The organism is Paraburkholderia sp. GW821-FHT02A12 (genome assembly GCF_059422005.1).
In genome coordinates, this window is record NZ_JBWKWA010000001.1 from 1,278,825 (window position 1) to 1,298,852 (window position 20,028).

Annotated in this window: 16 protein-coding genes and 1 tRNA gene; 13 read left to right on the forward strand and 4 right to left on the reverse strand. The window is 63.3% G+C overall.

Annotation, left to right across the window (positions count from 1 at the left end; genetic code table 11):
• Positions 1 to 109: 109 nt before the first annotated feature.
• Entirely contained in the window at positions 110 to 943 is an 834-nt protein-coding gene (locus AC07WT_RS05665; protein WP_492592119.1) for an alpha/beta fold hydrolase, read from the reverse strand.
• Positions 940 to 2,310: an O-acetylhomoserine aminocarboxypropyltransferase gene (locus AC07WT_RS05670; protein ID WP_494946353.1), complete on the reverse strand. Its 1,371-nt coding sequence runs from the start codon at positions 2,308 to 2,310 to the stop codon at positions 940 to 942. Before AC07WT_RS05670 ends, AC07WT_RS05665 begins: the two co-directional genes overlap by 4 nt.
• A 239-nt stretch (positions 2,311 to 2,549) precedes the next feature.
• On the opposite strand from AC07WT_RS05670, the gene AC07WT_RS05675 reads away from it, so the two are divergent.
• From AC07WT_RS05675 to AC07WT_RS05690, 4 genes are all read left to right on the forward strand, one after another.
• On the forward strand, positions 2,550 to 3,011 hold the full coding sequence (locus AC07WT_RS05675; protein ID WP_492592117.1) for a CBS domain-containing protein: 462 nt from the start codon (positions 2,550 to 2,552) through the stop codon (positions 3,009 to 3,011).
• A 182-nt stretch (positions 3,012 to 3,193) separates the two neighbouring features.
• On the forward strand, positions 3,194 to 5,131 hold the full coding sequence (locus tag AC07WT_RS05680; protein WP_494946354.1) for an MFS transporter: 1,938 nt from the start codon (positions 3,194 to 3,196) through the stop codon (positions 5,129 to 5,131).
• A 220-nt stretch (positions 5,132 to 5,351) separates the two neighbouring features.
• Positions 5,352 to 6,452 (forward strand): chorismate synthase, encoded by a 1,101-nt coding sequence (gene aroC, locus AC07WT_RS05685; RefSeq protein WP_494946355.1) that lies wholly within the window; start codon positions 5,352 to 5,354, stop codon positions 6,450 to 6,452.
• A 59-nt stretch (positions 6,453 to 6,511) separates the two neighbouring features.
• Positions 6,512 to 8,011 (forward strand): glycosyltransferase family 9 protein, encoded by a 1,500-nt coding sequence (locus AC07WT_RS05690; RefSeq protein WP_494946356.1) that lies wholly within the window; start codon positions 6,512 to 6,514, stop codon positions 8,009 to 8,011.
• Between the two features lie 183 nt (positions 8,012 to 8,194).
• On the opposite strand, the gene AC07WT_RS05695 is transcribed toward AC07WT_RS05690, so the two are convergent.
• Positions 8,195 to 9,868: an electron transfer flavoprotein-ubiquinone oxidoreductase gene (locus tag AC07WT_RS05695; RefSeq protein ID WP_494946357.1), complete on the reverse strand. Its 1,674-nt coding sequence runs from the start codon at positions 9,866 to 9,868 to the stop codon at positions 8,195 to 8,197.
• Between the two features lie 188 nt (positions 9,869 to 10,056).
• Here AC07WT_RS05695 and AC07WT_RS05700 point away from each other — a divergent pair, with 188 nt between their 5' ends.
• Both AC07WT_RS05700 and AC07WT_RS05705 read left to right on the forward strand, forming a co-directional pair.
• A complete protein-coding gene (locus AC07WT_RS05700) occupies positions 10,057 to 10,833 on the forward strand; it encodes an SDR family oxidoreductase (protein WP_492592112.1) in 777 nt (258 codons plus the stop codon).
• A 187-nt stretch (positions 10,834 to 11,020) separates the two neighbouring features.
• Complete coding sequence (locus AC07WT_RS05705) at positions 11,021 to 11,452, forward strand: acyl-CoA thioesterase (RefSeq protein ID WP_494946358.1); 432 nt, start codon at positions 11,021 to 11,023, stop codon at positions 11,450 to 11,452.
• 76 nt (positions 11,453 to 11,528) lie between these two features.
• Here the strand turns inward: AC07WT_RS05705 and AC07WT_RS05710 are convergent, their stop codons facing one another.
• Positions 11,529 to 12,074, reverse strand: a complete 546-nt coding sequence (locus AC07WT_RS05710) for a LuxR C-terminal-related transcriptional regulator (protein WP_492592110.1) — start codon at positions 12,072 to 12,074, stop codon at positions 11,529 to 11,531.
• Positions 12,075 to 12,370: 296 nt separating this feature from the next.
• Between AC07WT_RS05710 and AC07WT_RS05715 the strand changes: the two genes are divergently transcribed.
• The 7 genes from AC07WT_RS05715 (at position 12,371) to thrS (ending at position 19,981) form a co-directional block, all read left to right on the forward strand.
• Entirely contained in the window at positions 12,371 to 13,075 is a 705-nt protein-coding gene (locus tag AC07WT_RS05715; RefSeq protein ID WP_492592109.1) for a CoA transferase subunit A, read from the forward strand.
• A 2-nt stretch (positions 13,076 to 13,077) separates the two neighbouring features.
• Positions 13,078 to 13,719, forward strand: a complete 642-nt coding sequence (locus AC07WT_RS05720; protein ID WP_492592108.1) for a CoA transferase subunit B — start codon at positions 13,078 to 13,080, stop codon at positions 13,717 to 13,719.
• Between the two features lie 239 nt (positions 13,720 to 13,958).
• Entirely contained in the window at positions 13,959 to 14,870 is a 912-nt protein-coding gene (locus AC07WT_RS05725; RefSeq protein ID WP_494946359.1) for an alpha/beta fold hydrolase, read from the forward strand.
• A gap of 83 nt (positions 14,871 to 14,953) precedes the next feature.
• The gene (locus AC07WT_RS05730) at positions 14,954 to 15,307 is read left to right on the forward strand and encodes a RidA family protein (RefSeq protein ID WP_492592106.1); all 354 of its coding nucleotides are present in this window, start codon (positions 14,954 to 14,956) and stop codon (positions 15,305 to 15,307) included.
• Between the two features lie 63 nt (positions 15,308 to 15,370).
• Positions 15,371 to 17,617: a RelA/SpoT family protein gene (locus AC07WT_RS05735; protein WP_494946360.1), complete on the forward strand. Its 2,247-nt coding sequence runs from the start codon at positions 15,371 to 15,373 to the stop codon at positions 17,615 to 17,617.
• Positions 17,618 to 17,746: 129 nt separating this feature from the next.
• Positions 17,747 to 17,823, forward strand: a tRNA-Val gene (locus AC07WT_RS05740).
• A gap of 250 nt (positions 17,824 to 18,073) precedes the next feature.
• Complete coding sequence (gene thrS, locus AC07WT_RS05745; protein ID WP_494946361.1) at positions 18,074 to 19,981, forward strand: threonine--tRNA ligase; 1,908 nt, start codon at positions 18,074 to 18,076, stop codon at positions 19,979 to 19,981.
• Positions 19,982 to 20,028: the final 47 nt, after the last annotated feature.

Genomic DNA, 20,028 nt, shown 5'->3' on the forward strand with positions numbered 1-20,028 from the left:
CGCGCAACCTGGCCATTTGGCCGATGGCGCGCGCCCATCGGCGCGGCTATCGTGACCATTCGTGATGGTTAGCGGCGGCTATTCGTGGCGTTCGTGGCGTTCGTGGCAACTATCGGGCGGCGGTTGCCGCCTTTGAGGCGAAGCTGAACAGGGCGTCGAGTGTGGCATCGGGCTGCTCGGTCATCAGCGCGTGACCGGCTTCGAGCGTGACGGTGTCGACCTGTGCCCCGGCTTGCGCGAGGGCGTCGGCGAGCGCTTTGGCCGCGCGCGGCGGCGTCATCGCATCGCGTCTGCCGACGATCAGCCGTGTCGGGCAACGTACCTGCGCGGCGCGCGCGAGGCCGTCTGCGTAAGTGTTGCAGGCGGTGAAGTCGGTATGGAACAGATGTGCTTCGCCGCCCGCCGAGACGCGCTCCATCAGCCGCTGGTTCATGCCATGCAGCCAGAAGCCGGGGCCAGGGCACGAAGGCTTGGCGGCGAGCGTCGAATGCGACCACTGGTTGACCATGCCGATTGCATCGGGCTCGCGATGCATCGCGGCGTCGAGCAAGGCGTCGGAGACGGTCATCGGCACGGCGGTGGCGAGCAGAGCAAGGTGCGTCGCGCGTTCCGGATAGCGGCCGGCGAAGTCGAGTGCGACCAGCGAGCCCATGCTGTGACCGGCCACGAATGCGCGTTGCACGCCGGCGGCGTCGAGCAGTGCGGCCAGCCAGTCGGCCATGGCCGCAACAGTGGCAAGCGCCGGACCGTCGCTGCGGCAGTGCCCGGGCAGATCCACTGCCAGCACGCCGAAGCCGTGGTGCGCGAAGTAGCGTGTTTGCAGCGCCCATACGCTGTGGTCGTGCTCGGCGCCGTGAATGAATACGGCGGTCGGCAAGCTGGCATCGAACAGTTTGCCGCCGGTATAGGCGTAGGCGGGTTTGCCTTGAATGGTAAGGATCATGCGGACTCCGGGCGCGGCGCGCCGCCGGCAGCGGACGCGGCGGATTGACCGGACGGGCCGGCTTTGGGCGAGGTGGCTCCGCTCGCTTTCTGCGCGGCTTTCAGCGCGCGTTTGAGGTCGTCGATCAGATCGTCGGGATCTTCCAGGCCGATCGAAAGGCGGATCGTGCCTTCGGCGATGCCGGCTGCGGCCAGTGCGGCGGCATCCATGCGGAAGTGCGTCGTCGATGCCGGATGGATCACCAGCGAGCGCGCGTCGCCAACGTTCGCGAGGTGCGAGAACAGCGATAGCGCTTCGATGAAGCTGCGTCCGGCGGCGCGGTCGCCGCGCAGATTGAAGCTGAATACCGCGCCCGCGCCGCGTGGCAGCAGACGCTGGGCGAGCGCATGGTCCGGATGCGTCGGCAGTTCCGGATAGGCGACGGTTTCCACTGCCGCATGGGCGGCGAGGAAGTCGACCACCTTGCGCGTATTCGCGACGTGTCGCTCCATGCGCAGCGGCAGCGTCTCAATGCCTTGCAGCAGCTGCCAGGCAGCCTGCGGATGCAGACAGGCGCCGAAGTCGCGCAAGCCCTCGCGGCGCGCGCGCAGCAGGAACGGCGCGACCGTGCTTTCCTCGGCGAACACCATGCCGTGAAAGCCCTCGTAGGGTTCGGTGAATTCGGGAAAGCGGCCCGATGCGTCGAAGTCGAACGTGCCGCCGTCCACCAGCACGCCGCCAATCGTCGTGCCGTGGCCGCCGAGGAATTTGGTCGCCGAGTGGTAGACGAAGTCGGCGCCGTGCTCGAACGGTTTGAGCAGGTAGGGCGTGGTGAACGTCGAGTCGACCAGCAGCGGCACGCGGTGCTCATGCGCAATCTGCGCGACCTTGGCGATATCGAGCACGTCGAGGCCCGGATTGCCGAGCGTCTCGCCGAACAGCAGGCGCGTGTTAGGGCGCAGCGCCGCGCGCCACGCGTCGAGATCGCCCGGTTTGACGAAGGTCGTCTCGATGCCGAAGCGCCGCAGCGTGTAGTGCAGCAGGTTGTGCGAGCCGCCGTACAGCGCGCTGGAGGCGACGATATGGGAGCCTGCGCCCATCAGCGTGACGATCGCCAGATGCAGCGCCGCCTGGCCGCTGGCCGTGCCGATCGCGCCCGCGCCGTTTTCCAGCGCGGCGACGCGCTCTTCGAACACGGCCACGGTCGGGTTCGAGATTCGCGAGTAGACGTGGCCGGCGCGCTCCATATTGAAGAGTGCCGCGGCGTGGTCCGAATCGCGGAACGAAAACGAGGTAGTCTGGTAGATGGGCGTGGCGCGTGCGCCTGTCGCGGGGTCGGGAGCTGCGCCGGCGTGCAGCGCAAGCGTATCGAAACGGTTGGCGGACATCCTGGGCGGCGAAGCCGCGGACGGCCTCGCGAAAGGTGAAAGTGGCGGCCATCCTATCACCGGCACGAATCGCTTCAAGCGCGGTTTTCCCGATGGGCGCAGTCCGGGTTTTGCCGGGCGCGGCGCGCGAACCCCCGCTGCGCCTTGGCGGGCGGGCCGCTTTCCTTTTATGGGTCTTTCCGCTAGGATCGAAAATCATTCATGCTTTGCAAGCTTAGCGGGCGTTACGGAGACAGATCATGCGAGTCAGCGACATCCTCAAAGTCAAAGGCAACACCCTTTTCACGGTCACGCCGGATACGACGCTGCACGACGCAGTCAATACGATGGCCGAGCACGACATCGGCTCGCTGGTCGTGATGGAATACGGCGACCTCGTCGGCATGCTGACGTTTCGCGAGATTATTCTGACGTTGAGCGAGAATGGCGGCAGCGTCGGCACCTCGACGATCCGCAAGGTAATGGACGATCATCCGCTCACCTGCACGCCGGAAACGGACGTCAACGAAGTGCGGCGCATGATGCTCGAGCATCACGTGCGCTATTTGCCGGTCATGGAAAGCCGCACGCTGATGGGCATCATCTCGTTCTACGACGTCGCGCGCGCCGTGGTCGAAGAGCAGGGCTTCGAAAACCGTATGCTCAAGGCATACATCCGCGATTGGCCGGAAGAACAGCAGGAACAGCAACCGGCGCGCTGATTCATGATGGCTCGCCGCGGCGCTCGATCCGTTGCCGCGAGCTTGAAGGTGCACCGAAGGCGCGCGCGAAAGCGTGCGCTTTTTTGTGTCCGGTTTAGCGTCGACTCCGTGTTCTGCCTCGCGCCGGGTTTGCGCACGTTCCTTCGTCCATCGTTGCTCTTTTAGCCCGTTCTCCGACCTTCATGAGCGATCGTCCGTTACCCGCCGCCCGCCGCGCCGCCCGCGCTCATAACGCGCACGAGTCCCAGTTCCGCCTGCTCGGCCAGCGCCGTTTCGCGCCGTTTTTCTGGACCCAGTTCCTCGGCGCGATGAACGACAACGTCTTCAAGATCGGCTTCACGTCGCTCGTCACCTATCAGGCGGCGCGGTTTTCCGGCGTCGATCCGAAGACCGCGGCGTTCCTGATTTCGGCGATCTTCATCCTGCCCTTCGTGCTGCTGTCGGCCACCTCCGGTCAGATCGCCGACAAGTACGACAAGGCGATGCTGACGCGCTTCGTCAAAAGCTTCGAAATCGTCGTGATGCTGATTGGCGGCGCGGGTTTCTGGCTGCATAGCGCGCCGTTGCTGTATCTGTGCACCTTTCTGATGGGCGTGCATTCGACCATCTTCGGGCCGGTCAAGTATTCGTACCTGCCCCAGCATCTGTCGAAGCCGGAACTGGTCGGCGGCAACGGCCTGGTCGAGATGGGCACCTTCGTCGCGATCCTGATCGGGACGATCGTGGGCGGTGCGGGGGCGGGTTTCGCCGAGCACGGCGCGGTGCTGCTGGCTTGCGCCTGCGTCGCGATTGCGCTGGTCGGGCGGGCCATGTCGAGCTTCGTGCCGGTCACGCCGGCGCCGCAACCCGATTTGTGCATCAACTGGAATCCGGTCAGCGAGACGTGGCGCAACCTGAAACTGGCGCACGAAAACCGCACGGTGTTTCTGAGCCTGCTGGGTATTTCCTGGCTGTGGTTCGTCGGCGCGACCTTTCTGTCGTCGTTTTTCCGCTTCGCGAAAGACGTGCTGTCCGCCAATCCGGATGTCGTGACCGTGCTGCTGGGCACGTTCTCGATCGGCATCGGCATCGGTTCGCTGCTGTGCGAAAAGCTCTCGAAGCGGCGTATCGAAATCGGCCTCGTGCCGCTCGGCTCGATCGGCATGAGCGTGTTCGGGATCGATCTGTTTTTCGCCAGCCACGCGTTGCCGGCCGCGGGTCATCTGTTGAGCGTCGGCGAGTTCCTTGCGCGGCCCGCCCATTGGCGCGTGCTGGCCGACCTGTTCCTGCTGGCGATGTTCGGCGGCTTCTACAGCGTGCCGCTCTATGCGCTGATCCAGAGCCGCAGCCAGCCGAGCCATCGGGCGCGCATCATTGCGGCGAACAATATTCTGAACTCGCTGTTCATGATCGTCTCGGCGCTGATGGCGATGGGCCTGACCGCCGCCGGCTTCAGCATTCCGGCGATTTTCCTCGTCACCGCACTGCTCAACATCGTGGTGGCGACCTACATCTATTCTCTCGTGCCCGAGTTTTTGCTGCGCTTTGTCGCGTGGGTGCTGGTGCATACGTTCTACCGGATTCGTCTGGTGCATGCCGAACGCATTCCGGAAGAGGGCGCCGCCGTGCTGGTGTGCAACCACGTGAGCTTTGTCGACGCGATCGTCATCATGGCCGAGAGCCCGCGGCCGATCCGTTTCGTGATGGATCATCAGATCTTCAAGACGCCGTTCGCCGGCTGGGTATTCCGCCACGCGAAGGCGATTCCGATCGCGTCTGCGCATCAGAATCCGGAATTGCTGAAGCGCGCCTATGAGCGCTGTGCGCAGGCGCTCGCCGAAGGCGATCTGGTCTGCATCTTTCCGGAGGGCAAGCTGACGAAGACCGGTGAGATGAATCCGTTCCGTCACGGCGTGACCGAGATCATTCGCCGCACGCCGGCGCCGGTCGTGCCGATGGCGCTGCGCGGGTTGTGGGGCAGCGTGTTTTCGCGCGCCAACGACGCGCGCTGGCCGCGGCCGGTCCACAAAGGCGTGATGAGCCGGCTGACGCTGGCCGTCGGCGAGCCGCTCGATCCGGCGGCTGCGACGCCGGAGGTATTGCAGCAGATCGTCACCGAACTGCGCGGCGCGCGGAAGTAGCGGGAAATAGCGCGAGGCCGGCACGCGGAGCGGGTGCTCAGCTTTGCCAACGTGTTCGGTGTAGCGGGGCATGCGCGGCAGGGCGGGCACGGCAACGCAGAGGTCAAAGGAGATCCTGCCCGCACCTTGTCCAGCAGGCATAGCGCGGCGCGCGACGCGGCCCCGGCCCCCGTGGGGCTGGCATAATAGCGCTTTCCCCGCTTTTCTTTGGACGACGCCCATGTCCGGCAATACTCTCGGTACGCTTTTCACTGTCACGTCCTTTGGCGAATCGCATGGTCCCGCAATCGGCTGCGTGATCGACGGCTGTCCGCCGGGCATGGCGCTGAGCGAAGCCGACATCCAGCTCGAACTCGACCGCCGCAAACCCGGCACGTCGCGCCACGTCACGCAGCGTCAGGAAGAAGACAAGGTGGAGATCCTGTCCGGCGTGTTCGAAGGCCGGACCACCGGCGCGCCAATCGCGCTGCTGATCCGCAATACGGACCAGCGCAGCAAAGACTACGGCAACATCGCCGAAACTTTCCGCCCGGGTCACGCCGACTACACCTACTGGCAGAAATACGGCATTCGCGACTATCGCGGCGGCGGCCGTTCGTCGGCCCGTCTGACGGCGCCGACGGTGGCGGCCGGAGCAGTTGCGAAGAAATGGCTGCGCGAGCATTTCGGTACAGAGATTCGCGGATATATGGCGGCGCTCGGCGAGATCGACGTGCCGTTCGTCGACTGGGCGCACGTGCGCGAGAATCCATTCTTCGTGCCGAATGCGGATATCGTGCCGCAACTCGAAACCTACATGGACGCGCTGCGCAAGGACGGCGATTCGATCGGCGCGCGCATCAACGTCGTGGCTTCCGGGGTGCCGGTTGGACTCGGCGAGCCGCTGTTCGACCGCCTTGACGCGGACATCGCGCACGCCATGATGGGCATCAACGCGGTGAAGGGCGTCGAGATCGGCGCGGGCTTTGCCAGCGTCGCGCAACGCGGTTCGGTGCACGGCGACGAATTGACGCCGGAGGGGTTTGTCGGCAACCACGCGGGCGGCGTGCTCGGCGGCATTTCGACCGGGCAGGACATCACGGTGTCGATCGCGATCAAGCCGACCTCGAGTATTCGCACGCCGCGCCGCTCGATCGACAAGGCGGGTCAGCCGGCGATAGTCGAAACGTTTGGGCGTCACGATCCGTGCGTCGGCATCCGCGCGACGCCGATCGCCGAATCGATGCTTGCGCTGGTGCTGATCGACCATGCGCTGCGGCACCGCGCGCAATGTGGCGACGTCTGCGTGGCCACGCCGAAGATCGCGGCGAGCGCGCCTTGAAGTGCGCTCGTTGAACCCCGTCGCTCAACCCCTCGTTCAACCCGCGCAGCATTGTTCCGATGACAGATTCGAACGCCGGGCCGGCAGATAGCCGACTCGCGCGCCTGCGCGCACGTGTCGCCGCGCCGCAGGCCGGCGCCGCCGACTGTCTCGCGTTCGGGCACAAGCTGCTGCAAGACGCCGGTCGCGACAAGACCCGTCAACGCGACGCGCTCGCCGCTCTGGTGCGCGCTTACCAACTCGATCCTTCCTGCGATCCGTCGCTGCTCCATGCGATTGCGCAAACGGCGTTCATCGTGCGCGACTGGGCGCTAGTCGACTCCGCCACCGCGCTGCTTCTCGCGCAGAACGCCGAAGACGCCAACGCGCTGATCTGGCGCGCGGCTGCCGTGCAGCAGCGCGACGACTTCGAATTGGCCGAGCAGCTGCTGCGCGAAGCGGTGCGCATTGCGCCGGGCAATCCGGTGGCGTTGCACAAGCTGGCGCTGTGCATCAAGGAACAGGCGCGTTTCGGCGAGGCGGAAGGGTTGCTCAGGCGGGTCCTGGCGTTGTCGCCGAATAACATGCACGCGCTGTTCGATCTGTCGGAGCTCGAAATCCGCTCCGGACGCTATGCCGAGGGCTGGGCGCGTTACGAATCGCGCGTGGCGTTCGGCGACGATCTGAACGACGCGCAGCATGCGCTGGCTGAGATCAGTGCGTATTGGCAGGGCGAATCGCTAGCCGGCAAAACGCTGGTGGTGTACGGCGAGCAAGGCAATGGCGACTGCCTGTGGGCGGCGCGTTTTCTGCCGCGGCTAGCCGAGCGGGCGCGACGTGAGGGCGGCCGCGTGATCTTCGGTCACGATGGACCCCTGCGGCATTTGTTCGAGCGGATGTTGCCCGCGGATTTGCCGCTCGAAACCGCGCTTGAAACGCGGCCGGATTTTCATTGCGGATTGATGAGCCTGCCGCTGCGGCTTGGCGCTTTCGACGCGACGGGGTGGGGCTCACCGTACCTGAGCGCGGCGCCGGCGCTTGCTCAGGCGTGGCGCGAGCGGGTTGGTATTCATGCTGCCTGCAAACCCGGCGCACTTGCCGTCGGCAAACGAAGCAATCGCAAGGTCGGACTGGTGTGGAACGGGAATCCGGAGCATGTCCGTGACATACGTCGTTCGGTGCCGGTCGAACAGTTCGAGCCGTTGCTGAGCGTACCGGGAACGACTTACTTCGCGTTGTCGCCTGGGCGGGGCTCGACGGTCGCGCAGTGGCGCGCGAGGGGCGCCGATGTTGTCGACCTGACGCATCATTTCCAGTCCGGATTCGATGATGTTGCTGCGTTGCTGGTGAATCTCGATCTGATTGTCACCGTCGATAGCGGGCCCGCGCATCTGGCAGGGGCACTCGGCGTGCCGACGTGTTTGATGATCGATCATGTGTCGGCATGGTTTTGGGGCGATCAGACGCAACGCACGGGTTGGTACGATTCGGTTGAGCTGTTTCGCCAGCCCGGCATCGGTGTTTGGGCACCGGTTGTGGCCCAGGTGCGTAGGCGGATTGAGATGCTTTGCGGGGTTTGATTGTCTGGTTTGTTTGCCTTGGGCGGCGCCATTTGTCTGTGTTTTTTGGCGTTGGCCTTTCTTTTTATATTGGGCTTATTAGCGTGCGCTCCGCACAGGGGCAGCGCCAATAACCAGTAAGAAAAGAAAAAGCCAACGCCGTGGGCATACGACCAGTAGCGCCGGAGAGGCAGAAAAACAGAATCACATATTCGGATAATTAGGCCCACCGCCGCCCTCAGGCGTGACCCAAACGATATTCTGGGTAGGATCCTTGATATCGCAGGTCTTGCAGTGCACGCAGTTCTGCGCGTTGATGACCAACCGCTCGCTGCCATCGTCGTTCCTGACGAACTCATACACCGCTGCGGGGCAATACCGCGCTTCCGGACCGGCATAGGTCTGCCAGTTCACGTTCACCGGCACCGACGGATCTTTCAGCGTGAGGTGAGCCGGCTGGTTCTCTTCATGATTGGTGTTCGAGATGAACACCGACGACAACCGGTCGAACGTCAGCTTCCCATCCGGCTTCGGATAAACAATCGGCTTGCACTGCGAAGCAGGCTTCAGCATCTCGTGATCGGAATGCTGGTGATGCAGCGTCCACGGCACGTTGCCGCCGAGCACCTTCTGTTCGAGGCCGACCATCAGCGTGCCGAGGTACAGGCCCTTGCTCATCCACTGCTTGAAGTTGCGCGCCCGATGCAACTCCGTATGCAGCCACGAAGTTTTGAACGCTTCCGGATACGCCACCAGTACATCCGACTGGCGTCCGGCTTGCAAGGCGTCAAACGCCGCTTCAGCCGCCAGCATCCCCGTCTTGATGGCCGCATGGCTGCCCTTGATCCGCGACGCGTTCAGGAACCCCGCATCGTCGCCGACCAGCGCGCCACCCGGGAACACCAGCTTCGGCAGCGACATCAGGCCGCCCGCGGTGATTGCCCGCGCGCCGTACGACACCCGCTTGCCGCCTTCCAGAATCGCCCGGATCGCCGGATGCGTCTTGTAGCGCTGGAATTCCTCGAACGGCGACAGGTACGGATTCGTATAACCAAGGCCCACTACGAAGCCCACCACCACCTGGTTGTTGTCCATGTGGTAGAGGAACGAGCCGCCGTACGTGTCGTTCTCCAGCGGCCAGCCGGCCGTATGCATCACCAGACCCGGCTTGTGCTTCGACGGATCGATTTCCCACAGTTCCTTGATGCCGATCCCGTACACCTGCGGGTCGACGCCTTCGCGCAGCTTGAACCTGTCGTTCAGCTGGCGGCCCAGGTGCCCACGCGCGCCTTCGCAGAACAGCGTGTATTTCGCGTGCAATTCCATGCCGAGCTGGAAGTTCTCGGTCGGCTGGCCGTCCTTGCCGATGCCCAGATTGCCGGTCGCGACGCCTTTGACCGAGCCGTCGTCGTTGTACAACACTTCGGCCGCGGGAAAACCCGGGAAAATCTCGACACCCGCGGCTTCGGCCTGCTGGCCGAGCCAGCGCGTCACGTTCGCGAGGCTGATCACATAGTTGCCGTGGTTCTTGAAGTTGTCCGGCAGCGCCCAGGCCGGCACGCTCTTCGAGCCGGTCTCGGTCAGGAAGAGGAAGCGGTCTTCGGTCACGTCCACGGTCAGCGGCGCGCCTTTTTCCTTCCAGTCGGGGATCAGCTCGGTGATCGCGCGCGGATCCATCACCGCGCCCGAGAGGATGTGAGCCCCGATCTCCGAGCCTTTTTCCAGTACGCAGACGCCAATTTCAACGCCTTTTTCCTGCGCCAGCTGCTTCAGGCGGATCGCCGCGGACAGCCCGGCCGGGCCGCCGCCGACGATCACCACGTCGTATTCCATCGACTCGCGCGGGCCGTACTGCTCAATGAGACTTGCGGGGGTCATTGATGCTCCTCTTACCGTTAGAATGCTTTTTTCGGGATCGTATTGTGGGCGATCGATTCCTGCACTGCAACCAAATGAATAGTGATTAGCACGATCGTTCTATTTACGTGATACGGTATTGACCCGTACTAACGGTCTTACCACACCTGTCAACCGCATCTGCATTACAACCGAACAAGGGAACGACAATGGGCCGTTCGATCAATCTGGAAGGCAAGGTCGCGCTGATTACAGGCGCCTCGAGCGGGTTGGGAAAGCGCTTTGCTCAGGTGTTGTCGCAAGCAGGCGCCAAAGTCGTGCTGGCAAGCCGCCGCACGGAGCGCTTGAAGGAACTGCGCGCCGAGATCGAGGCGTCCGGCGGCGCAGCGCACGTGGTCTCGCTGGACGTGACGGATTATCAGAGCATCAAGTCAGCGGTCGCCCACGCGGAAACCGAAGCGGGCACGATCGACATCCTGGTGAACAATTCAGGCGTATCGACCACGCAGAAGCTCTCGGAGGTCACGCCGGCGGATTTCGAATACGTGTTCGATACCAACACGCGCGGCGCGTTTTTCGTCGCTCAGGAAGTCGCCAAGCGCATGATCATGCGCGGCAACAACGCGCAGAAGCCGTCGTACCGGATCATCAATATCGCGTCGATGGCGGGCTTGCGCGTGCTGCCTCAGATCGGCCTGTACTCGATTAGCAAGGCGGCCGTCGTCCATATGACGAAGGCCATGGCGCTGGAATGGGGCAAGCACGGCATCAACGTGAACGCGATCTGCCCGGGCTATATCGATACCGAGATCAACCATCACCACTGGTCGACCGAGCAGGGGCAGAAGCTGGTGTCGATGCTGCCGCGTCATCGCGTCGGCAAGCCCGAGGATCTGGACGGCCTGTTGCTGCTGCTGGCGGCGGACGAATCGCAGTTCATCAACGGCTCGGTGATCGCCGCCGACGACGGTTTCGGACTGGCCTGAACACGGCTTGTGCCGCTTTGCACGCCTTTGTGCGGCTCAGCGCCGCCCCGGATTGGCGCGTGCTCGAGATACCGCTTCATGCGCACGGGTCTTTCCGCACGGCGAAGACCCACGCTATCCTGCCTGACATTTCTGCACCGGCTCACACGCCGGTTTTAACCTCGTTTCAACCCGTAAAAGAAGTGCCATGAGCGATTTTCACGCAGTTTTCGAGATGTCGATGCCGATCCGCTGGGGCGACATGGACGCATTCGGCCATGTGAACAACACGGTCTATTTCCGTTACATGGAGCAGGTGCGGATTTCCTGGTTCGAACAACTTGGTTTCGCCGGCAGCCATGCCGACGGGCAGGGGCCGGTAATCGTCAATGCGTCGATGGAGTTTCTCATGCAGTTGCACTATCCCGGCGACGTGATCGGCCGGATGACGGTGGCCACGCCCGGCCGCAGCAGCTTCGACACGGCTTTCGAACTCGTGCGCGCCGACGACCCGGGCACCGTCTATGCGCGCGGCGCCGCGCGCTGCGTGTGGATCGACTACGCGGCAGGCAAGTCGGTGCCGGTTCCCGATCTGTTGCGCGCGACCATCGAACGCGCCGCGCTGGTCAGAGCGGCTTGATAGCCAACCCGCCAACCCGCAGCCCAATCCGCCAACCGTCCGGCAGTGTTGCAGGCGGCGCCAGGGCGGCCGCGCCTCAATGCCCGAGCAAACGCTGCAACAGCTCGGTGGCGTTACCCGTATCGTATTTGCGCATCAGCCGTGCGCGGTAGACATCGACCGTGCGCGGGCTGATATCCAGCGCCCGTCCGATCTGTTTGCTGGTTTTGCCGGTCACCAGTTGCGCGGCGATTTCCCGTTCGCGCGGCGTCAACTCGACCGCGACGCGCCGGGTGGCGCTCAGATCCTCGAAGGTCCAGACGCCAGCTGCGTGCGGGTCGGCGCGCCGCTGCGCGCGGCCTGTCACATGACACCAGAATAATTCCCCGTTGGCCCGCTTCATGATGCGGTCGTCCGCGTAACTGCCTTGCGCGGTCATGATCGGCGGAATCCGCGCGCCGATCCGCTCGAATTCGTCCTCGGACGGATACAGCACCTGGAACGACTGGCCGAGCAGCGCCTCGCGCGGACAGCCGAATATCGACGCCAGCTCGTCGTTGCAGTCTTCGATGATTCGTTCGCGCGACAGCACGAGTCCGATCGGGGCGAGTTGAAACGCGGTTTGGTAATCCAGTGCGGGCATGGTCAGGCGGCAAGTACTTATGTATTTTTGCGTATTGTGCCGTACGGCGCGCCCAGCGTACTCTTTCGGGCACATCACAACGCGGCGAAGCCGTCCGCGGCGGTCATCGGCGCCAATAGTCAGGTCACCCCCGGTCAGGCCACCCCCGGTCAGGCCACCCCGGCGGGCAATCCTGGCAGTCTGAGCGCACGGCCGGCCGCGGATGACTAGAATGACGTGTCGGGCCAGGGCCCGCTGAACGTCATACCCAGTCGCAACGATCCGGTTTCGGGTTTCCATAAAGGAAGGGACAAACGATGAACAAGGTCTATCCAGGCGCGGCTGAAGCGCTGAAAGACATCGTCAAGGACGGGCAGACGTTTGCCGTCGGCGGCTTCGGGCTGTGCGGCATACCGGAAGCGCTGATTGCGGCGCTGCGCGATTCGGGCGTCAAAGGCATCACCTGCATCAGCAACAATGCGGGCGTGGACGGTTTCGGCCTCGGCTTGCTGCTCGAGACGCGGCAGATCAAGAAAATGATCTCGTCGTACGTCGGCGAGAACAAGGAGTTCGAACGTCAGTATCTGGCCGGCGAACTCGAGCTCGAATTCACGCCGCAAGGCACGCTCGCCGAGAAGCTGCGCGCCGGCGGTTCGGGCATTCCGGCGTTCTTCACGAATACCGGTTACGGCACGCTGATCGCCGAAGGCAAGGAAACCCGCCAGTTCGGCGAGAACCACTACGTGCTCGAACGTTCGCTGACCGCCGACGTCGCGCTCGTCAAGGCCTGGAAAGCCGACAAGTCGGGCAACCTGATCTATCGCCGCACGGCGCGCAACTTCAATCCGATGTGCGCGATGGCCGGCAAGATTACCGTCGCCGAAGTCGAGGAAATCGTCGAAGTGGGCGAGCTCGACCCGGACGCGATCCATACGCCGGGTATCTTCGTGCAGCGCATCGTGCTCAATGCGCATCCGGAAAAACGCATCGAACAACGCGTCGTCCGCGCGAAAGGAGACTGATCATGGCATGGACTCGTGACGAAATGGCCGCGCGCGCGGCGCGGGAATTGCAGGACGGCTTTTACGTGAACCTTGGCATCGGCCTGCCGACGCTGGTGGCGAACCACGTGCCGCCGGGCGTCGAAGTGTGGCTGCAGTCGGAAAACGGCCTGCTCGGCATCGGCCCGTCGCCGACCGAAGACGAAGTGGATGCCGATCTGATCAACGCCGGCAAGCAGACGGTGACCACGCTGCCGGGCTCGTCGATTTTTTCGTCGGCGGATTCGTTCGCGATGATCCGCGGCGGCCACATCAACCTGGCGATTCTCGGGGCGATGCAGATCAGCAGGAAGGGCGATCTGGCCAACTGGATGATCCCGGGCAAGATGATCAAGGGCATGGGCGGCGCGATGGACCTGGTGGCGGGCGTCAAGCGCGTGGTCGTGCTGATGGAGCACGTCGCGAAGGGCGACCAGCACAAGATTCTCGAGGAATGCACGCTGCCTTTGACGGGCGTGGGCGTGGTCGATCAGATCATCACCGATCTCGGCGTGATCGAGGTGACGGACGACGGCCTGAAGGTGACTGAGCTGGCACCGGGTGTCAGCGTCGAGGAAATCAAGGCGAAGACTGGCGCGCCGCTCGATGTGAGCGCGGTGAGCTGAATGGCGTCGTGAGCGGCCGCGGGCCATGTGACCGGCGCGGCAGGCTTGATCCGAAGCGGGCGAGGCGTGAGTCTCGCCCGCTTTGTTTCGTGCGGCGCGTGTTTGTTCCGGGTCGCTCGTATTAGGCCGTTCGGCCGATCCGTGCCGCGCGGCGAAGCGGTTTACAATCGTTTGCAGCTTGGACGCTCATTCATCCGCTCTGCCTTTGGACCGCGCAGCGCTTTTGCAAGGAACTCTCGATGACCGCAACGTTCGCTTCCGCCGCCGAGCGGCCCGCGCCGCGCCAGCGTTATGTGCAGTGCGCGAGTGCCGCCGGTTTGCATCGTATCGCCTACACCGAGTGGGGCGATCCTGCCAATCCGCGCGTGCTGGTCTGCGTGCATGGCTTGACGCGCTCAGGGCGCGATTTCGACCGCCTCGCGGCGGAATTCGCCGCCACCTATCGCGTGGTGTGTCCGGATGTGGCGGGGCGGGGCTTGTCATCGTGGCTCGCCAACCCCAACTTCTATGGCGTGCCGCAATACGTCGCCGACATGGTCACGCTGATCGCGCGCCTGAACGTCGAAACGGTGGACTGGTTCGGCACCTCGATGGGCGGGCTGATCGGACTCGCGCTCGCCGGTCTGCCGGAAACACCGATCCGCAAGATGCTGCTGAACGATGTCGGTCCGCATCTGGAGCCGGAGGCCGTTCAGCGCATCGGCGACTATCTCGGCAAGCCGGTGCGTTTCGAAACGCTGCAGCAAGGCATCGACTACGCCGCGTTGCTCGCGCAAACTTTCGGCCCGCTCACGCCGGACGAATGGCGTGAGATCAACACGCCGCTTTTGCACGAGCAGGACGGCGGCTGGCAATTCCGCTACGACCCGCGCATCGCGCAGCCGTTTGCCGCAACCACCGAAGAGGCGACGAAACTCGGCGAGGCCGCGCTATGGCATTCGCTGGCCGCATTCCAGGGGCCGGTGCTGGTGGTGCGCGGCGAGCAATCGGATCTCCTGTCGCGTGAATCCGTGGCGAAGATGGTCGAGACCGGGCGCGCGGTATCGAGCGTGGAAATCGCAGGCGTCGGGCATGCGCCGGCGTTTCTGTCGGCCGATCAGATCGGCATCGCGAGGCAGTTCTTTATCGCCCCAGCCGCCGACGCGTCATAATGTGCAGTTGCGTGCCGCGTCTTCGGCGGCGCGCAATGCGGAACGCATCTTCGATCAACTCTCAACCGAATTCAGGATTCTTCATGGCAGTCATTCGTCACCACGTCGGCAAGCGCCTTTCGGAAATCGCCGTGCACAACGGCACCGTGTACCTCGCCGGCCAGATTGCCGAAGACGCGGATCAGGACATCACGGGCCAGACGCGTGAAGTGCTCGGTCACATCGACCGTCTGCTGGCTGAAGTGAACAGTGACAAAGCGCACTTGCTGTCGGTGCAGATCTTCATCTCGGACATGGCGCACTTTGCCGGCATGAACGCCGTGTGGGACGAATGGGTCGCACAAGGCGCCACGCCGCCGCGCGCCACCGTCGAAGCCAGGCTCGCGAACCCGAAGTGTCTCGTCGAAGTCGTCGTGGTTGCTGCGCAGCGCAGCTAAGCCGTTGTTGTTCTTGTTGTTGAAAATTCCGTTGATCCGTTCCGCCTCGCGGCACGCCGCACCATGACTACCGAAACATCTGCTCCACACACGCCAACGCCTCTTCCTTCCTTCGACGAAGCGATGGTGTTCGTGCGCGAACATGCGGGCGAGGTGCGGCTGTCGTCGGGCGAGTTGCTGGCGGATCATGCGGCGGGAACGGCGTCGATCATGCGCACGCTCAACGTCGATCCGCCGGCAGTGCTGGCGGCGGCGCTGTTCGCGCTGACGCCGCATCTGCAAGACCCGGAGCGCGTGATCGCCGACAACTTCGGCGAAGAGGTTGCGCAACTTGTCGGCGACGTGCGCAAGTTGCTGCGCCTCGGCACAGTGAGCTTGCGCGCCGCGCAGAATGCGATTCCCGAGGCCGGGCGTGACGCGCAAGCGGCGCGCCGCCAGCAGGTCGAGGCGCTGCGCAAGATGCTGCTCGCGTTCGCGCAAGACATTCGCGTGGTGCTGATCCGGCTCGCGTCGCGCCTGCAGTCGCTGCGTTATTACGCGGCGGCGAAAGTGACGCCGTCGCCGGACGTGGCACGCGAGACGCTCGACATTTACGCGCCGCTCGCCAATCGTCTCGGCATCTGGCAACTGAAGTGGGAGCTCGAAGACCTCGCGTTCCGCTTCGAAGAACCTGCCACCTACAAGCGTATCGCCAAGCTGCTCGACGAGAAGCGTGTCGAGCGCGAAAGCTATGTTGCGCAGGCAATCGAGCGCTTGCAGCAGGAACTGGCTGCCGCGCATATTCGCGCGGAAGTGAGCGGCCGGCCAAAACATATCTACAGCATCTGGCGCAAGATGCGCGGCAAGGAGCTGGACTTCGCCGAGCTGTACGACGTGCGTGCGTTTCGCGTGATCGTGCCGGACATCAAGGATTGCTACACCGTGCTCGGCATCGTGCACAACCTGTGGCAGCCGGTGCCGAAAGAATTCGACGACTACATCTCGCGGCCCAAGCCAAACGGCTATAAATCCTTGCACACGGTCGTGATCGGCGACGACGGCCGCGCGTTCGAAGTGCAGATCCGTACGCATGAAATGCATCAGTTCGCCGAGTACGGCGTGGCGGCGCACTGGCGCTACAAGGAAGCGGGTACGCGTGGTTACGGCGGCCAGTTCAGCGCCAATGAGAAGTACGACGAGAAGATTGCATGGCTGCGTCAGCTGCTCGCGTGGAAAGATGAAGTATCCGAAGGCGAGCACGGCGAGAAGCGCGCCGCGCAGCCGTGGGAGCAACTGCGCCAGGCCACGCTCGACGACGACCACATCTACGTGCTCACGCCGCAAGCGCGCGTGATTCCGTTGCCGCACGGCGCCACGCCGGTGGACTTCGCGTATCACCTGCATAGCGAACTCGGGCATCGTTGCCGCGGCGCGCGTGTCGACGGCGCGATGGTGCCGCTCAATACGCCGTTGCAAAACGGTCAGACGGTCGAAATCGTCGCGGTGAAAGAGGGGGGGCCTTCGCGCGACTGGCTCAACCCGCAGCTGGGTTATCTGCAGAGTCCGCGGGCACGGCAGAAAGTGCGCGCGTGGTTCAACGCGGTCGAAGTGCAGGAGCACATCGCGAGCGGCCGGGCGATGGTCGAAAAAACCTTGCAGCGCGAGGGCAAGACATCGGTCAATCTCGATCAGCTTGCGGCGAAACTGGGCTTCAAGACTACCGACGATCTGTTCTCTGTGGTCGGCAAGGAGGAGTTCAGTCTGCGGCTCGTCGAGCAGGCGCTGCACGATGCGCCGCCGCCCGAGCCCGTGGTCGAAGCGCCGGAGCAGTTCGAGAAGCGCAGCAGCGGCGCGAGCGTCGCGCGCGGAGCTTCCACGGGCGTGCTGGTGGTCGGCGTCGACGCCTTGCTGACGCAATTGGCGCGCTGCTGCCGGCCTGCACCGCCCGATGAGATCAGCGGCTTTGTCACGCGTGGCAAGGGCATGTCGATTCATCGCAGCGATTGCCCGACTTTCCTGCGCATGGCTGAACGTGCGCCGGAGCGCGTGCTGCAAACCGCGTGGTCCGCGGACGTGATGAGCGGCCGCGGCCAGTCCGTCTATCCCGTCGACCTCAGCATCGAAGCCACGGATCGGCAAGGTCTGCTGCGCGATATCTCCGAAGTGTTCGCGCGCGAAAAGATGAACGTGATCGGCGTGAAGACGCAGACGCGTCGCAATGCCGCGTTCATGCAGTTCACCGTCGAGGTGTCGAGTGCCGCGCAGATTCAGCGCGCGTGCACGCTGCTCGGCGAAGTGACGGGCGTGGTGCGCGCTTCGCGCAAGCATTGACGTGCGGGTGAGGCGGGCGGATGTGAGCAGGCATTCGCCGGCACGCTCGAGCGTGCGAGTGGAAATTTAAAGTCGGTGCATAAAAGTACTTGCCAAGCGGTGTGGGGCTCCATATAATCTCGTTTCTTCAGGCTCGTAGCTCAGCTGGTTAGAGCACCACCTTGACATGGTGGGGGTCGTTGGTTCGAGTCCAATCGAGCCTACCAACGAAAGAGAAATTCCGGTTTTGCCGGGATTTCGCAAGCTGCAGTAAGCGCCTCGGCGCAAAAGGCGAATACGGTTATGACACCGCGAACGTTGACCGAAACCACTTCGGAGCGACGCTAGTCGAGGACCACTTTCGCCAATGTAGTTTGCAGGAAATGTGAATGCGGCCCCTCGAAAGCGGGGCCGCATTTTTTTTGGCTTGTTTGATGGTTGTATGTGCCGCCGCCGGTCGGCACCACGGAGAACACAATGGTTTCGATACGTCTGCCTGACGGGTCTGTTCGACAGTACGAGCATCCGGTGACCGTCGCCGAAGTGGCCGCATCGATCGGCCCCGGCCTCGCGAAAGCCGCGCTCGGCGGCAAGATCGACGGGGAGCTCGTCGATACGTCCACGCTGATCGATCACGACGTGGCGCTCGCCATCGTCACCGAAAAAGATGCAGACGGTCTCGACATCATTCGTCACTCCGCAGCGCACTTGCTCGCGTACGCGGTGAAGGATCTGTACCCTGAAGCGCAAGTTACGATCGGTCCGGTGATCGACAACGGCTTTTACTACGACTTCGCGTACAGCCGTCCCTTCACGCCGGAAGATCTCGAGAAGATCGAAAAGCGCATGCAGGAACTCGCGAAGAAAGACGAGGCGGTCTCGCGCCGCGTAGTGTCGCGCGGCGAAGCGGTGGACTACTTCAAGAGCATCGGCGAGAAGTACAAGGCCGAGATCATCGAATCGATCCCTGCCACGGACGAAATCAAGCTGTACTCGCACGGCGGCTTCACCGATCTGTGCCGCGGCCCGCACGTGCCGTCCACCGGCAAGCTGAAGGTCTTCAAGCTGATGAAGGTGGCAGGCGCCTACTGGCGCGGCGACTCGAAGAACGAACAGCTGCAGCGCATCTACGGTACGGCCTGGACGAAGAAGGAAGACCAGGAGGCGTATCTGCACATGCTCGAAGAGGCGGAGAAGCGCGATCACCGCAAGCTCGGCAAGCAGCTCGACCTGTTCCACATGCAGGACGAGTCGCCGGGCATGGTGTTCTGGCATCCGCGCGGCTGGACGCTGTGGCAGCAGGTCGAGCAGTACATGCGCCGCCGGGTGAACGATGCGGGCTACCTCGAAATCAAGACGCCGATGATCATGGACCGCTCGCTGTGGGAGGCGTCGGGTCATTGGCAGAACTATCGTGAAAACATGTTCACGACGGAATCGGAAAAGCGCGACTACGCGATCAAGCCGATGAACTGTCCGGGGCATGTGCAGGTGTTCAATCACGGTTTGCGCTCGTATCGCGATCTGCCGCTGCGTTACGCGGAATTCGGCTCGTGCCATCGCAATGAATCGTCGGGCGCGCTGCATGGCCTGATGCGCGTGCGCGGCTTCGTGCAGGACGACGCGCACATTTTCTGTACCGAAGACCAGTTCATCAGCGAATCGATCGCGTTCAACACGCTGGCGATGAGCGTGTACAAGGACTTCGGCTTCGATCACATCGACATCAAGCTGTCGCTGCGCCCGGATGCGCGCGCCGGCACGGATGAAACGTGGGATCGCGCGGAGCAGGGTCTGCGCGAAGCGCTGACCGCCTGCGGCGTGACATGGGAAGAGTTGCAGGGCGAGGGCGCGTTCTACGGCCCGAAGGTCGAGTACCACATCAAGGACGCGCTTGGCCGTTCCTGGCAATGCGGCACGTTGCAGCTCGATATGGTGCTGCCGGAGCGTCTGGGCGCCGAGTATGTGGCAGAAGACAACAGCCGCCGGCGGCCTATCATGCTGCACCGGGCAATCGTCGGATCAATGGAGCGTTTTCTCGGTATTCTGATCGAGCACCATGCTGGTGCAATGCCGTCATGGCTTGCGCCGATGCAGGTTGTGGTGATGAATATCGCGGAAAGTCAGGCCGAATATGCACAGTCTGTAGCTCAATCGTTGCAAAAACAAGGGGTTAGAGTCGAGGCTGATTTGCGCAACGAGAAGATTAGCTATAAAATACGCGAGCACACGCTGGAAAAGGTGCCGTATCTCCTTGTGGTCGGCGATAAAGAGCGTGATGCCCAAACGGTAGCCGTGCGTGCCCGTGGTGGTGTCGATCTGGGCGTGATGCCTCTCGACACCTTCATTGAGCGTCTGCGCCAGGACGTGCAGTCGTTCAACTGAGCCACTTGGCAGCGCGGCTCGTTTTTTTAATTTTTAGAGGAAACGTA